Annotated in this window: 16 protein-coding genes and 1 pseudogene; 6 read left to right on the forward strand and 11 right to left on the reverse strand. The window is 69.0% G+C overall.

Features of this window, described 5'->3' with window-relative positions; translation table 11 throughout:
* Window positions 1–79: 79 nt before the first annotated feature.
* Window positions 80–1,225, forward strand: coding sequence for an acyl-CoA dehydrogenase family protein (locus tag ACWEVR_RS30155; RefSeq protein ID WP_067637106.1), 1,146 nt, complete (start codon window positions 80–82; stop codon window positions 1,223–1,225).
* 52 nt (window positions 1,226–1,277) lie between these two features.
* Here ACWEVR_RS30155 and ACWEVR_RS30160 read toward each other — a convergent pair whose 3' ends face one another.
* The 8 genes from ACWEVR_RS30160 to ACWEVR_RS30195 form a co-directional block, all read right to left on the reverse strand.
* Window positions 1,278–2,498 carry a cytochrome P450 family protein gene (locus ACWEVR_RS30160; protein WP_452469716.1) on the reverse strand — a complete coding sequence of 407 codons (1,221 nt, stop codon included), beginning with the start codon at window positions 2,496–2,498 and terminating at the stop codon, window positions 1,278–1,280.
* Window positions 2,495–3,748 carry a cytochrome P450 gene (locus ACWEVR_RS30165; protein WP_452469717.1) on the reverse strand — a complete coding sequence of 418 codons (1,254 nt, stop codon included), beginning with the start codon at window positions 3,746–3,748 and terminating at the stop codon, window positions 2,495–2,497. The genes ACWEVR_RS30160 and ACWEVR_RS30165 overlap by 4 nt, the downstream gene beginning before the upstream one ends.
* On the reverse strand, window positions 3,745–4,311 hold the full coding sequence (locus ACWEVR_RS30170; protein WP_452469753.1) for a GTP-binding protein: 567 nt from the start codon (window positions 4,309–4,311) through the stop codon (window positions 3,745–3,747). Before ACWEVR_RS30170 ends, ACWEVR_RS30165 begins: the two co-directional genes overlap by 4 nt.
* Window positions 4,312–4,339: 28 nt before the next feature.
* Window positions 4,340–4,678 carry a DUF742 domain-containing protein gene (locus ACWEVR_RS30175; protein WP_067491839.1) on the reverse strand — a complete coding sequence of 113 codons (339 nt, stop codon included), beginning with the start codon at window positions 4,676–4,678 and terminating at the stop codon, window positions 4,340–4,342.
* Entirely contained in the window at window positions 4,678–5,085 is a 408-nt protein-coding gene (locus tag ACWEVR_RS30180) for a roadblock/LC7 domain-containing protein (protein WP_067491837.1), read from the reverse strand. Before ACWEVR_RS30180 ends, ACWEVR_RS30175 begins: the two co-directional genes overlap by 1 nt.
* A complete protein-coding gene (locus ACWEVR_RS30185; protein WP_452469718.1) occupies window positions 5,082–6,509 on the reverse strand; it encodes an ATP-binding protein in 1,428 nt (475 codons plus the stop codon). Before ACWEVR_RS30185 ends, ACWEVR_RS30180 begins: the two co-directional genes overlap by 4 nt.
* Before the next feature lie 196 nt (window positions 6,510–6,705).
* Window positions 6,706–7,929, reverse strand: coding sequence for an SGNH/GDSL hydrolase family protein (locus ACWEVR_RS30190; protein WP_452469719.1), 1,224 nt, complete (start codon window positions 7,927–7,929; stop codon window positions 6,706–6,708).
* Window positions 7,926–8,921, reverse strand: coding sequence for a saccharopine dehydrogenase NADP-binding domain-containing protein (locus ACWEVR_RS30195; RefSeq protein ID WP_452469720.1), 996 nt, complete (start codon window positions 8,919–8,921; stop codon window positions 7,926–7,928). The genes ACWEVR_RS30190 and ACWEVR_RS30195 overlap by 4 nt, the downstream gene beginning before the upstream one ends.
* 117 nt (window positions 8,922–9,038) lie before the next feature.
* On the opposite strand from ACWEVR_RS30195, the gene ACWEVR_RS30200 reads away from it, so the two are divergent.
* Complete coding sequence (locus tag ACWEVR_RS30200) at window positions 9,039–9,929, forward strand: AraC family transcriptional regulator (protein ID WP_452469721.1); 891 nt, start codon at window positions 9,039–9,041, stop codon at window positions 9,927–9,929.
* On the opposite strand, the gene ACWEVR_RS30205 is transcribed toward ACWEVR_RS30200, so the two are convergent.
* Window positions 9,930–10,235, reverse strand: a complete 306-nt coding sequence (locus ACWEVR_RS30205; protein ID WP_452469722.1) for a RidA family protein — start codon at window positions 10,233–10,235, stop codon at window positions 9,930–9,932. It lies immediately after the preceding gene.
* A gap of 39 nt (window positions 10,236–10,274) precedes the next feature.
* On the opposite strand from ACWEVR_RS30205, the gene ACWEVR_RS30210 reads away from it, so the two are divergent.
* Window positions 10,275–10,514 carry a hypothetical protein gene (locus tag ACWEVR_RS30210; RefSeq protein ID WP_452469723.1) on the forward strand — a complete coding sequence of 80 codons (240 nt, stop codon included), beginning with the start codon at window positions 10,275–10,277 and terminating at the stop codon, window positions 10,512–10,514.
* Here the strand turns inward: ACWEVR_RS30210 and bla are convergent.
* Window positions 10,507–11,406: a class A beta-lactamase gene (bla, locus tag ACWEVR_RS30215; RefSeq protein WP_452469754.1), complete on the reverse strand. Its 900-nt coding sequence runs from the start codon at window positions 11,404–11,406 to the stop codon at window positions 10,507–10,509. The genes ACWEVR_RS30210 and bla overlap by 8 nt on opposite strands.
* Window positions 11,407–11,597: 191 nt before the next feature.
* Between bla and ACWEVR_RS30220 the strand changes: the two genes are divergently transcribed.
* The 3 genes and pseudogenes from ACWEVR_RS30220 to ACWEVR_RS30230 form a co-directional block, all read left to right on the forward strand.
* Window positions 11,598–12,464, forward strand: coding sequence for a LysR family transcriptional regulator (locus ACWEVR_RS30220; protein ID WP_452469724.1), 867 nt, complete (start codon window positions 11,598–11,600; stop codon window positions 12,462–12,464).
* A gap of 286 nt (window positions 12,465–12,750) precedes the next feature.
* Window positions 12,751–13,686, forward strand: coding sequence for a serine hydrolase (locus tag ACWEVR_RS30225; protein ID WP_452469755.1), 936 nt, complete (start codon window positions 12,751–12,753; stop codon window positions 13,684–13,686).
* Window positions 13,687–13,898: 212 nt separating this feature from the next.
* Window positions 13,899–14,123 (forward strand): annotated as a pseudogene (locus ACWEVR_RS30230) (hypothetical protein); the annotation flags it as partial.
* Between the two features lie 46 nt (window positions 14,124–14,169).
* Here the strand turns inward: ACWEVR_RS30230 and ACWEVR_RS30235 are convergent.
* Window positions 14,170–14,373 carry a hypothetical protein gene (locus ACWEVR_RS30235; protein WP_452469759.1) on the reverse strand — a complete coding sequence of 68 codons (204 nt, stop codon included), beginning with the start codon at window positions 14,371–14,373 and terminating at the stop codon, window positions 14,170–14,172.
* Window positions 14,374–14,415: the final 42 nt, after the last annotated feature.

Below are 14,415 nucleotides of genomic sequence, written 5' to 3' on the forward strand. Positions count from 1 at the left end.
GGGGAGCTTTTTCGTGTCCGGAGACAAGGCTTCGCGTTCGCGTTGACATCGGCCCACGCGCCATTCGTACACTGTAGGAATGAAGCGCACCCTCTACACCGAGGACCATGAGGCCTTCCGTGCCTCGGTAGCCGAATTCGTCAAGCGGTCGATCGAGCCCAAGGCCGAGAAGTTCATCGAACAGCGCGCGATCGATCGCGAAACCTGGTTGGCCGCAGGCGAACTGGGCTATCTCGGGCTGGGCGTTCCGGAGGAATTCGGCGGCAGCGATGCCGGTGACTACCGGTTCAACGCGGTGCTCGGCGAGGAACTGGCCAAGGCCGGTGCGGCGATCTCGTCGTCGTTCGGCATCCACTTCGACGTGTGCGCCCCCTACCTGGTCGAACTGACCACCGACGAGCAGAAGCGGCGCTGGCTGCCGAAGTTCTGCACGGGCGAGCTGATCACGGCCATCGGCATGACCGAACCCTCGGGCGGTTCCGACCTGGCCGCGCTGAAGACCACCGCCGTGCGCGACGGCGACGACTGGATCATCAACGGCTCGAAGACCTTCATCACCAACGGCTTCAATGCCGACCTGGTGATCGTGGCCGCCCGGACCAGCCCGGAGAAGAAGGCCAAGGGCATCACCCTGTTCGTCGTGGAGAACGGCATGGACGGCTTCACCCGTGGCCGCAAACTCGACAAGGTCGGCCAGCCCGAATCCGACACCGCCGAGCTGTTCTTCGACAACGTGCGCGTCCCCGATGCCAACCGCCTGGGTGAACTCGACCGCGGCTTCATCACGATGATGCAGATGCTGCCCCAGGAACGCATCGGCGCCGCTGCCTCCAATATCGCCCATGCGGCGGCGATCCTGGACGAGACGCTGGCATACGCCAAGGAGCGCAAGGCTTTCGGGCAGCAGATCGGCAGCTTCCAGTACAACAAATTCCTGTTCGCCGAGCTGGTCACCAAGGTGGAGGTCACGCAGGCCTTCATCGACCAGTGCCTCGCCGCGCACACCACCGGTGAGCTGTCGGCCGTCGACGCCGCCAAGGCCAAATGGTGGTCGGCGCAGGTGCAGAACGATGTGCTCGACGCCTGCGTGCAGCTGCACGGCGGCTACGGCTACATGCGCGAATACCGGGTGGCGCGGGCCTGGATGGACGCCAGGGTCACCAAGATCTGGGCGGGTTCGAACGAGATCATGAAGGAACTGATCGGCCGCGATCTGGGTCTGTGAAGCAGTGCGTCGCGCCCGGTGAAGCGATCCACCGGGCGCGACGCGACGCCGGTCAGTTCAGGGTGATCGGCAAGGCGGCCAGATCGTTCTGGGTCAGCACCGGCAGGTTGCCGAGTTCGCTGTCGGGCACGGCCAGGCGCAGATTCGGGAAGCGGGCGAACAGCGCGGGCAGCGCGATCGCCGCCTCGAGCCGCGACAGAGCCGCACCGGGGCAGATGTGCGGGCCGTAGCCGAAGGCGAGGTGGCGGTTGGCCGTCGAGCGGGTCACGTCGAACTCGTCGGCGGTCTCACCGTGCACGGCGAAGTCGCGGCCGACGGCACGGTAGGACATCACCACACCCTCGCCCTTCTCGATGACGGTCTCGCCCACCGTGATGTCCTCGGTGGCGAACCGCATCAGCAGGTGCGAGACGGGCCCGTCCCAGCGCAGCGACTCCTCGATGACCTGCTTCCAGTCCACTTCCCCGGCAAGGACTTTCGCCAGCTGCTCGGGTTCGTTGAGCAGCGCGCGCACGGTGTTGACGATGAGGCTCACGGTGGTCTCGTGCCCGGCGGCGACGAGGGCCTTGATATTGCCGATCGCCTCCTCCTCGGTGAGCGCCTCGCCGCCCTCGTCCGCCACCACGAACGCCGAGGTGAGATCGTCGCCCGGATCGGCGATCTTCTTGCGCACCTGGTCGGTGAAGTACACGTCGAGCTCGCCGATCACGCGCAGGCGCTCGTCCTGCGGGGTCATCACCGAGAAGAACTTCTTGTACCAGTCGAGCAGCTGGGCGTGGTCCTCGCGGGCGACGCCCATCAAGTCGCCGACCACGCGCATGGGCAGCGGGTAGGCGAACACCTGCTTGAGGTCCACCGGGGTGCCGTCGGCACCGGCCGCGGCGAGGTCGTCGAGGAGTTCGGCGGTGAGCGCCTCGATCGTCGGGCGCAGCTCCTCGAGCCGGCGCGGGGCCAGCGCCTGCGCGGTCTTGAGCCGAAGCCTGCGGTGTTCGGCGCCGTCGACACTGAACATCGAGCGGTCGACGTCGACCATCCCGATCAGCGGCCACTGGTTGCCCACGACGCCGTCGGCGAACAGTTTCCAGGCGTTGATGTCCTTGACCAGGCGGGTGTCGGTGGTCAGCTGGCGGGCCAGGGCGTGGTCGGTGACGGTCCACACGGTCACACCCATCAGGTCGATCCGCGTGATCGGCCCCGCGTCACGTAGTCGGGCGGTCTCCCCCGCGAGATCACCGACCATGGGGTCGATGGCGATAGGGCATTGCGAACTCACGAGAAACCTCCGACGGGTCGAACAGGGGTGAAACGAACGGGCAGTGCTTGCATGCCCCGAAGGAAAGCCGAAGGTCGCCGGGTGAGCTGGTCGGCCGGAACCGCCAGGTCGACATCGGGGAGCCGGTCGAGCAGCACCTCGATCCCGGTTCGCGCGATGATCTCGGCGATCTGCTGCGCCGGGTACGGGCAGCGGTATTCGCCGTAGCTGAACGCGAAGTGCGCGTTGTTGCCGGTGGGCACGGTCTCGCCGTCGGAGAACGACTGGCGCACATGCGGATCGAGGTTCGCAGCGGCCAAGCCGAGCAGCAGCATGTCCCCGGCGCGGATGGTGCGGTCGCCCAGGCGCGTATCGCGGGCGGCCCAGCGACCGGCCAGGATGGAGGTCGGCCCCTCCTCCCAGAGCACCTCGTTCATGGCCTGGCCGACGCTGCGCCTGCCGCCACCGAGCGCGGCGGCGAACCGTTCGTCGGTGAGCATCAGCCGCATGGAGCTGCCGAGCCAGTCGGCGGTGGTGAGGTGACCCGCGGCGGCGATCGCCATCAGGTCGTTCATGTACTCCTCGTCGGTGAACGGCTCGGGATCGGCCAGCATCAACGAGGTGAGGTCGCCGCCGGGGCGCGCCTTCTTGGCGGCGACGAGGCGGGCCATGTGCTCGGCGAAACGCATGTGCCCGGCCTGGGCGTCGGCGCCGCCGTCGGCGAGGGTCTTCATGGTCAGCGCCAGGTCGGCGGCATCGGCGTCGGGCAGGCCGAGGATGCGCCCGAGCGCGAGCACGGGCAGCGGTTCGGCGAATTCTGCGACCAGGTCGGCGGTGCCACGCCCACAGAACCGGTCGACCAGTTGATCGGCGAGTTCCTCACAGGCACGGCGCAATTCGAAGTGGTCCACCGCGTCGAGCGCGGGTTCGACCATGGCCAGGTGGCGGCGGTGTTCGGCACCGGCGGTGAAGTAGATCGACGGCATCGGCCGCCCGACCATCGGCAGCAGCGGCCAGTCCTCGGGCACCCGCCCCCACTGGTTCCACAGCGACACATCGCGCGGGAACAGCACCGGATCACTGGTCACCTGGTGCAGTTCGCGATACCCGATCACCAGCCAGGCGGGGAAACCGCCGGGCAGTTCGACGGCGACGACCGGGCCGTGTTCGCGGCGCATCCGCCGGTACACCTCGTGCGGTTCGATATGGAACTCGGGACCGCTCAGCGGGACGGCGCCGGTGACCGGGCAGGCGCCTGCCGGTGTGCTCATGAAACGGTCTCCCCCTGTGGGACAACAGAATACAGGTGCTCGATCAGGGCGATGAGTACCTGTTTGCTCGATTCACGCGAGCGGGCGTCACACATCAGCAGCGGGACCGCCGGGTCGAGATCGAGCGCGTCGCGCACCGCCTCGGGGGCATGTGCTTCACCGAAGTCGTTGCAGGCGACCACGAATGGTGTGCCCTGGTGTTCGAGGCGGTCGATGGCGTACCAGGAGTCGGCGATGCGGCGCTGATCGACGAGCACGATCGCACCGAGCGCACCGGCGAACAACCGGTCCCACAGGAACCAGAACCGTTGCTGCCCAGGGGCGCCGAACAGATACAGGACGTGCTCGTCGTCGATGCTGATGCGGCCGAAGTCGAAGGCGACGGTGGTGGTCGACTTGCCCGGCACGCCGCTCGCGTCGTCGACGCCGACACCCACATCGGTCATCGTCGCCTCGGTGTCGAGGGGGCGGATCTCGCTCACCGACCGGACCAATGTCGTTTTGCCGACACCGAATCCGCCGATGATGACGATTTTCAACCCGTGCCGCGCCGTGCTGTGCAGCGGCGCCCGTGACCGCTCGGGTACGTCTTCAGAGCCTGCGAAGTCCAACGAGCACCTTCTCGAGGGTGGAAAGATCCAGATTCATCGCCGCCGACAGCGGAGGCCTGATGGTGATCTTGCCCGCGGCGAGCAGATCCGACAGCACAACCGTCGCCACGCCGACCGGCAGCCGCAGTTCGGCCGCGATCTCCACCACGGCGGTCGGCGCCCGGCACAGCTCGAGGATCGCGACCTGTTCGGAGGTCATGCCCGCGTTCGGCGCCGACTCGCTGACCACGAGGGTGACCAGGTCGAAGTCGTCGTCGGCGGGCATCCGGCCGCCGGTGAGGGTGTAGAACCGGTCGGGATCGTCGTCGCGGCCGAGCATTACGGCGTCCCCCGGCGCGGCTGGGCGGCGAGATGTTCGCCGAGCTGCTCGACCAGCTCGTGCATGGTGTGCCCGACCAGGCCCGCGTCGGCGTCCTCGGCGGCGATCACCGCTAAGTGCGCGCCGAGCCCGGCCTCGACCACGAACAGGATGCCGCCGTAGAACTCGGTCATCGACTGGCGGACTCCGCCTCGCCCGTCACCGAATTCGACGGAGGCCCCGTGCGCGAGGCTCTGGAAACCGGCGGCGATCGCGGCGAGCTGGTCGGCGCGGTCGGTGTCGAGTTCCGGGGTGTGGCAGATCTTGAGGCCGTCACCCGAGAGCAGCAGGGCGTGGCGGGTGCGTGGGGTGCGGGCGAGCAGTTTCTCGAGCAACCAGCCGAGATTGGTCGCGGCGGTGGTGGTCATCGGTCCTCCTGGGGGTCTGGTGCAGAGGCGGCGCTGCCTGTGCGCGGCTCGGTGCGGGCAGAACGTTGGAAGGCGCCGAGTGCCGAGGGTTTTGCCGGCGTCACCTGGGTGGGCGCGGGCGGGGTGAGACCTTCGGGATGGACCTGCGCGAGAGTGCTGCCGCGACGGCGTTTGGGCAGCGCCGGGGTGGTCGCCGCGGGCAAGTGGGCGGCCTCACCGGCGGGCGGTGACACCTGGCGGGCGATGGCGTCGGCCCAGCCGAGGTCGCCGTTCTCGGTGTGCGGTGCCGGGCGCGGGGTCGGTGCGTCGAACTGGCCGAGGTTGGTGAGCTGGATGCCGCCGGTGTCGGCACGCTGGGGGGCGGGCGCGGCGTGACGGCCCGTGTCGCGGCCGCGGCGTTCGGCGCGGGCGGTGAGTTCGCGCGGGACGACGACGACCACCGCCGTGCCACCGATGGCCGAGGGCCGGTACGACACGGTGAGATCGTGTTTGCGCGCGAGGTTTCCGACCACGGCCAGCCCGAGCCGGGTGCCCGAGAGGGAGGCCAGGTCGGCGCCCTTGCCCTTGTGGTCGCGTCCGCTCACGGCGGCCTCGGCGCGGCGCAGGGCCGATTCGCTCATCACCAGACCGCTGTCCTCGATGGTGATGACAACGCCCGCGGGCACTTCCGCCGCGTAGACATGCACCTCGGTGGTGGGCGGGGAGAAGTTGCAGGCGTTGTCGAGCAGTTCGGCCAGCGCGTGCATCACGCCTTCGGCGGCGTGTCCGGCGATACCGACCTCGGCCACCGCGCGCAGTCGCACGCGCTGGTACCCGGCCACTCGGCCCATCGCGCCACGCAGGATCGATTCCATCGCAATGGGTTTGGCCCAGCGTCGGCCGGTGCGGGCGCCGCTGAGCACCGCGATGCTGTCGGCGAGGCGGCCGGTCTGGGCGGTGCGGTGGTCGATGTGGAGCAGGTCGGTGAGCACGCGTGGGTCGGCGTGACGGTGTTCCATCTCGCGCAGTTCGGCGAGCATGCTGGTGGTCATGGCCTGGATACGGCTGGCGGCACCGGCGAACGCCGCGAGCGCGGCGGCACCGCGACGCGAGTTCTCCTGCGCTTCCCAGGCGTAGGCGGAGCTGTGTTCCTCGGCCTTCGCGATGCGCTGCGTCGCCTCGGCGACGGTGGCCGCCAACTGCTGTTCGGCGCGCTGAGCGGCGGCGGCGGAGAGGTCGGCTTTCGCGGTTTGGCGCAGCGCGACGAAAACCGCCGGACAGGCGATCAGCGCCGTGACCAACGCCCCGACCAGCACGGGAACGCCGATGAGAGGGGGCGCGAAAACCACGGTGAGCGCGGCGATCACCACGATGACCACTGCGGCGCTCAGTACCACGTACCCCGCCGGTCCCGCTGTCGTGCGGTCCCCCGTCGCGTGCGTCACCGACCCGACTTCCGCAGTAACCACAGGCCCCCAACCACCAATCCTCGAGCCAAACATGCAGCAAGGCAGCCCGTTTCGATAACGGGGCGAGCATATCGAGCCCTCGTCCCAACTGCCACTCGAGCAGTCAGGGTTCACCGGTTGTTGACCCGGTTGTCTCTTCCCGCGCTGGTGACAGCCTCGCCGCTGTCGAGCATCACAGCACGCCCGCGCCTGCTATGGCCGCCGCCATAGCACCGTAGCCGAGGTCGTTGGGGTGCAGATGATCTCCGCTGTCGAACTGTTGCGCCAGTCTGCTCCGGTCGTCCGGCGCGGCCAGCGCACGGTCCAGATCCACCACCGCGTCGAAGGCGTTGCCGGTGCGTATCCAGGTGTTCACCTGAGCTCGCAGCTCGTCCTTGCTCGGTGAGTAGTACACCGACCCACCGAACGGCAGCAGAGTCGCGCCGATGACGCGCACGCCCGCCGCGTGGGCCGCGCCGATCAGCTCGCGATAACCCGCGATGAGCTGGTCGGCCGAAACAACCGGGGACAACACGCCATCGGGTCCGGTGGTCCCGGCCAGGCCGATGTCGTTGATGCCGATGAGCACGATCACGGTGTCGACGCCGGGTTGTTCGAGGACGTCGCGGCGGAAGCGGAGGCGGGCGCTGTCCCCGAGCACGGTCGAGTCGGTGAGCAGCCGGTTGCCGCTGATACCCGCGTTGACGACCGCGTGCGGTTCGGTGCCCGGGTGGCGGGCGAGCTGGTCCGGGTAGCGCTGGTCGGTGTCGACGGTCGAGCGGTAGCCGTCGGTGATGGAATCGCCGAAGGCGACGGTGACCTCCCGTTCCGCGCCGGTCGCGTCGATGCCCGTCAGGTAGTACCAGGAGCGGGAGGTCTCGGTGAAGGGCGTCGCGGTCGGTTCGGCCGCGTGGTCGCCTGCGGCACGGAAGCTGGTCGTGGCAGCTTGCGCGTGCTGGGTCGCCGGACCGGTCGGACGGGCGAAGTAGAGCGTGACGGTGACCGCCTCCCCGGCGGCGACCGGGAGGGGGATCGGATCACTTGCCGCCTCGGCGCCGGGGGCGAGATCGAAGGTTGTCGAGCGGGCCACTGTCAGCGGGTGCACCGACCCGGGTACCAGCGCGGCGCCGCCTGCGCCGCGAGCCACCGTGGCACCCGCGACGGCCAGCGGTTCGGTGCCATAGCGATTCGACAGCCGGACCCGGACTTGCGGGCCGCCGTCCGTCAGGCGGAGGACCTGGCGGACGGTCTCGTCGGCAAAGCCGTCGGCCGACCAGTTCTGGGTCACCGGATGCTGGGCGGCGGCCGCCCAGACGCTCGACCACTCGGGTGCCGGCTCACGCGTGCCACAGGCGACCAGCACCAGGACGGTCACCGTCGCGAGGAAGGTGACCGCCCGGCGCGCGGGCTTGTTCATCCGAGCGACCAGGTCATGCCGAATTCGCCCAGTGCGTCGAGGAATTCGACCGGGTCGAACAGTTCGGCCGGTGACTGCGCGCCCGGTTTCGCGCCCGCGCCGATGCGGGTCGCTACCGCCACCGCGAGCTGGGCACTGTTGCGGTACGTGTCGGGCCCGCTTCCGATGCCGCGCAGCGTTTTTCCGTCGCGGTGGATGTCGACCACCATCGAGTAGGGGGCCGGTGCGGAGGGTGTTTCGGGCGCGCGTTCCAGGTCGGCCTCGGTGACGGTGCCGACCATCGCGAAGATCTCCTTCGCCAGCGCACCTTCCACCGAAGCGGCCGCGGTATGGCGCGGGATCGTCACCACGGCCGGCTGCGGGAACTTCACCACCGCGACAGGGTCGGTGGTGCCGGGCAGGAGCAGCGTGTCCCGGCGCGGCTGAGGACCGGTGCGGAATTCGCCGTCGGACCAGGAAAGACCACCACTGGTGAAGGCGTCGAGATTGCGCAGCACCGTGCGCATACTGCCACGAGAACCCTCACCACCGGGTGCGACGACATGGCTGAGCACGATCTCGTCGGCACCGCCGAGCCGCCGCGCACCGAGGTTGGCGAGCAGGTCACCGAACACGCCCGCCTCCGTGACGGCCGTGACCAGGGTGACGCCTGCGGCCTCGGCGAGCGGCCCGTATTCGTCGAACACCTTGCGGGCGAACAGTTGTTCGCCCGCGACATCCACATAGCTCGCGCCCGCGGCGACGGCGGCGCGCAGCACGCCCTCACCGGTTCCGGTGTAGTCGGGCAGGGTGCTGACGACCACGTCGACCCCGGTGAAGGCGGTGAGCAGCGCGGAGTGATCGTCGGCTGCGGCGACCCGGACAGGTACGCCGAAGTCCGTCAGCCGCTGGGCGTTACGTCCCACGACGACGGTGTCGATTCCACGACGACCCAGTTCCGCCACCACGAAACGGCCGACGTGTCCACTGGCCCCGTACACGGCGATCTTCATGTCCTGCTCCTTGTTCATTCGGTTGATGAACTCAGCGTATGAGCAGATGTAGCGACGGAAAATCATCCAGAGTCCGCAGAAGATATCCGAACGTCTTCAGCTGTAATATCCTCGGTTATGGATCTACTCAGCGAAGTCCTGGCCACCGCGCGCACCGGTGACCCGGCCTCGGGGATGTTCGTGCGGCACGCGCCGTGGGGCCGCAGGTATCCACTGATGGAAGGTGCCGGTTTCCATGTCGTCCTGCAGGGTTCGTGCTGGCTCACCAGGGCGGGGGCCGAACCCATCGCGCTCGGTACGGGGGACGCGGTGCTGATGCCGCGCGGGGTCGCGCACGGTCTGGTCGATCAGCTCACCAGCACGTTCACCGAGACCGCGGGACCCGACGACATCCGCGTGGTCGACGGCCCCGGCGCCGCTTCTACTCTGCTGTGCGGGTCGTATCACCTCGCCGCCGATCGCACCCATCCATTGCTGGCGGAATTGCCCGAGGTGGTGCACATTCCGGCCCGGCTCGGCACGCACGCGTCGTTGCGCGCCGCCGTCGACCTGCTCGCCGCCGAACTCACCGATGCCCGCCCCGGTGCCGACGCTGCCGTCCCACCGCTGCTCGACCTGCTCCTGCTCTATCTGTTGCGCGCCTGGCTCGCCGAAAGCGCCACCCACGACACCGCACGATGGTCGCTGGCGTTCACGGACCCCGAACTGTCGCGTGCGCTACGGGCCGTGCACGACGATCCTGGTCACAACTGGACCGTCGAATCGCTCGGCGCCCGTGCCGGTTTGAGCCGTGCCGCGTTCGCCAAACGATTCACCACCCTGCTCGGCGAACCGCCACTGGCCTATCTCACCCGCTGGCGGATGCTCACCGCCGCCCGGCTCCTGCGCGAGACCGACCACCCGTTGGCCACCATCGCCGGGCGCACCGGCTACAGCTCCGAATACGCGTTCGGCAAAGCCTTCAAACGTGAATACGGTGTGGCCCCCGGCCGGTACCGCGCAGGGTGATCAGTCGAGCACCGCGGTCGCCTCGACCTCGACGAGCAGGTCGGGTTCGCCCAGTGCGGCCACGCCGATCAGGGTGATCGGTTTGACCGGGTCGACACCCATTTTCGCGGCCGCGCGACTCACTCCTTCGCCCAGCAGCGGATATTTGTCGGCACTCCAGTCGACGACGTAGATCGTCAGCTTCGCGACGTCGTCGAAGGATCCGCCGATCGCGCTCATCGCGGTGCCGACATTCAGGTAGGCCTGTTCCACCTGGGCGGCGAAATCGCCGGCACCGACCGGGTTTCCGTCGGCGTCGCGGGCCACTTGAACGCACCGGCCGCCGATGCGACGTTGGAACGGCTGGTGACGGCCGTGGCGAGGGCCCGCGACCTCGGCCGCTTCCGGGCCGAGGTCGACCCGCTCGAACTGGCGACACAGAGCTGGGTGATCGGGCAAGGGCTGGCCGGGCTGGTGGCGACCGGCCCGTTGCCCGCCGAGGCACTCGACCACGGCATCCCGATGCTCACCGCCTTGTTCGTCGGAGCAGGCGACGAACCGCAGCTGTGCGCCCGTTCCGTGCGGGCGGGGTGGCGGATCAATTGAGCTGGGCGACCGCCGCTTTCGTCGCCTCGGCCAGGAGTTCGTCGGACGGTTCGGCGTCCTGCTCGGATTTCGTCGACAGGACCGCGAGGACCAGGGGCGGCCGGTTCGGGGGCCAGGCGATGGCCACGTCGAGGGCCGAACCGTAAGCGGGGCTGCCGGTCTTGTCGCCGACAGTCCAGTCGGCGGGTAGACCGGCCTTGATGCGTTTGCCACCGGTGGTGTTGGCCCTGAGCCAGTCGGCGAGCTGGGTGCGTTCGGGTTCGGCGAGGACATCGCCGAGGACGAGGGCGCGGTAGTCGGCGGCCAGGGCGGCCGGGGTGGTGGTGTCGCGTTCGTCGCCGGGGATGGCGGTGTTGAGTTCGGTTTCCCAGCGGTCCAGGCGGGTCACGTTGTCACCGAGGGTGCGCAGGAACGCCGTGAAACCCGCTGGGCCGCCCAGCAATCGGAGCACCAGGTTGCCCGCTGTGTTGTCGGAGAGCGTGATGGTGGCATGGCAGAGGGCCGCTACGGTCATGCCGGTGTCGACGTGTTTTTCGGTTTCGGGTGAGTACTCCACCAGGTCGGCGGCGGTGTAGTGGATGACCTGGTCGAAGTAACCGGTCGAGAGTGGATGCGCCTGTAGGAGGGCGCCACAGGCCAGGCCCTTGAAGGTGGAGGCGATGGGGAAACGTTCGTCGGCCCGGTAGGCGACGGTGGCGCCGGTTCCGGTATCGGTGACCGAGAGACCGAGTCGCGCACTGTACTTCGATTCCAATGCGGCGAACGGGGTGGTGTCGGCGGACGAGGTGCTCGGCGCGGCCGAGGTTTCGCTCGGGGCCGCGGGTTCGGAGGAGCACGCGGTGAAGGTCAGCGTGGCGACCGCGAGTGCGGCAGCCGCGAGGCGTCTGCGGATCGGGTGCTCGGTAGCGGAGGAAATCACCGTTGCACCACACCATCGCGGGCGGGGCGCGGCCAATATCGGATGCCGTCGGCGGCGAGTCGTGATCGATATCGCCGCAGTTCACATGCGGTATCCGAGGCGATGCGCTGGGCACTTCGCCCGGTTCGGGCGAGTCGTTGCGTGACCGCTGGTTCAATGGCCCCATGGACCTGCTGCGCCACCTCCGGTTCTTCGTCGCCGTCGCCGACGAGGGCCATTTCGGGCGGGCGGCAGCGGCACTCGACATGACCCAACCACCGCTGTCCCAGGGTTTGCGGCGCCTGGAACAGCACCTCGACATCGAGCTCGTCCACCGGACCACCCAGGGCGCCGTGCTCACCCCGGCGGGCAGGCAGTTGCTGCCGCGCGCCCGGCTGCTCGTCGACGACGCCGATCGCCTGCTCGCCGAATCCCGGCGCATCGCCCAGCTCAGCGGCACCACCCGCTTCGCGGCGACCACCGCCTTGCCGGACCGCGTGGTCACCGCCTGCGTCACCGCGTTGCGGCCCGCGGACGGGACGGTGTCGACCACGATCGGCAGCACCGTCGACCTCGTCGCCGACGTGCGCTCGGGCATCTGCGATGTCGCGGTCATCGAACATCCCGCCCTGGTCGACGGCGTCGAAGCGGGCCCCGTCGTGAAACTCCCCCGCTGGCTGGTCGTTCCCGCCGGTCACCGCACCACTACCACCGAACGCCCCACCTTCCCCATGCTCACCGGCCTGCACTTCGCCCATCCCCCGCGTCCGGCCAACCCGCCCGCTTACGACGCGCTCCTCGACCTCCTGCGTGAACGCGGCCTCGACACTCCGTCGCTGCCCGCGCCCGACGACCGCGCTGTGCTGGCAGCGGTAGCCGCCGGCACCAGCTTCGGACTCACCACCACCCCACCCACTCCCACGCCGGGCGTCGCGTGGTTGACCTTGGCGCCGCAGTCGGTCGCGTTGCGGGTCAGGGTAATTCGGCGGACTGATACGCGCGGGCAGGCGGAGGTGCTCGATCGCGTGCTGTACCGGGAGCGGTTGCGGTGACGGTGCGAATCACCCGTCTGTGCGCGATGAGGTGTATGCGAGCAGGTGTTTTGTGTGCTGATCGATATGGCACGACCGGCGTACAGGCCGAGTTCACGCGGAATGCGCAGATCGAGTCCTCGTCGCCTCGGTCGCGAGGGGTGCGTGCGGAGCACGGCGCCGGGACGGCCGCTGTCACCACGGCCGAGCGAGGCCACCGAAGCACGGACGATTCTCACGGCGGAAGCCGGCTGCACAGGGTGCGTCGCGTGACTGTTCGGAGCGCGCGGTGAGCCGTTCGTTCGACATGCTGCGTGCGGAGCCGGGGTTCGTGGCTGCCGATCGGGCTGTCCCGACAGCCACGGACAGGATTCGGGCGGTGTTCGCGGACGCTGGGTGCAGTGGGTGGCTGCATGCGCGACGGTGTGACGGTTCGGCGGCGGAGATCTCGGTGGGTGGGCAGGATCGGGTGGTGATGGCGTCGGTGTACAAGTTGCTGTTGTGCGTGGCGTTCTATCGCGAGGTGGACCGCGGGCGCATCGATCCGGCGGGCAGGCTCACCATCGATCCCGCCGACTGCACCCCCGGCCCGACCGGTATTGCCGCACTGCACGATCCGATCACACTGAGCCGTCGCGATCTGGTGACCTCGATGATGACGGTGTCCGACAACGCCGCTGCCGACGTTCTTCTCGGTGAACTCGGGCTGGCCGCCGTCACCGACATGGCCGCCGAACTCGGCCTCACCGAAACCCGGGTCGTCGGCGGCACCGCCGATCAGCACCGAAGTCTGGTGCGCGACACCGATACCCACAGCACCGCCGAGGCGTTCGCGGCGCTGACCGACAACGACGAGGCGTGGACAGTGTCGGCCTACGATCCCGCCTACGCCAGCGCGACCACTCCCGAGGAGATGACGCGTCTGCTGTGGCGGCTCTGGTCCGGCGGCGTGTTGTCTTCGGAGAGCACGGAATTCGTGCGCGCGGTCATGCGCAACCAGATCTGGCCGCACCGTGTCGCTGCCGGCTTCCCACATCGCGGTGTCGTGGTCGCGGGCAAGACCGGCACCGTCGGCATCATCCGCAACGAGGTCGCGGTCGTCGAATTCCCCGGCGAAATCCCGGTCGCCGTCGCGGTCTTCACCCGCGCCGCTCGCGCCGACCCCGACCTCCCCGTCGTCGACGCCGCCATCGGCGAGGCCGCCCGGATCGCCGTCACCGAACTCCGCCGCCCCACCCCCTGACCCCTTCGATCACCACGCTCTGGTGGCGTTCGGCTCTCGGGCGATGCCGCCATCAGAGCGTGGTGATCTCGAAGTGACTGGGTGCGAGCCGGTTCGACGGCCTAGCATCGTCATTCGTGGGTGGAGATACCGGCTTCGGCCGAGCGAAAATTGGTGGGATCGTGGCGGGGGCGCTCGGTTTGTTGCTGGCGGTTCTCGTCCCGCTGCTTCCCGTGCAGCAACAGCGCGCGAGCCTGGATTGGCCGCAGGACAAGTCGCTACAGGTCAGCGCACCGCTCGTGGACTACGTGCCGCTGAGCCTCGACCTACGCATCCCCTGCACCGCCCTACAAGGTTTCACCGGCGGAACCGTCCTGTCCACCGTCCCACCCCAAGCTCCCCGAGCAGGCTCCAAGGGCCTGGTCGCCCGCATCGAGGACCGCCCCGAACAGGGCCGCACGCTGTCGATGGTGTTGCGCGACCGCCTGTTACTGAGCGTCCCCCTCACCAGCCTTCCGACCGGTCCCGCAGCGCCTGGGGTAGGCGAAGCACCCTTGCCTTCGACGCCTGCCACACCCTCGGGGGCGCCATCGGGAGCACCGTCAGGAGCGCCATCGGCAGCACCAGCGGGAGCACCGTCGGGAGCGCCATCGGCAGGACCAGCGGGAGCACCCTCGGCGGCGCCGGTGGGGGCACCGGCAGCGTCATCGGGGGCACCGGCGAGCAGCGCACCATCGGCAGTGCCTGAGA

The organism is Nocardia sp. NPDC003979 (assembly GCF_053605015.1).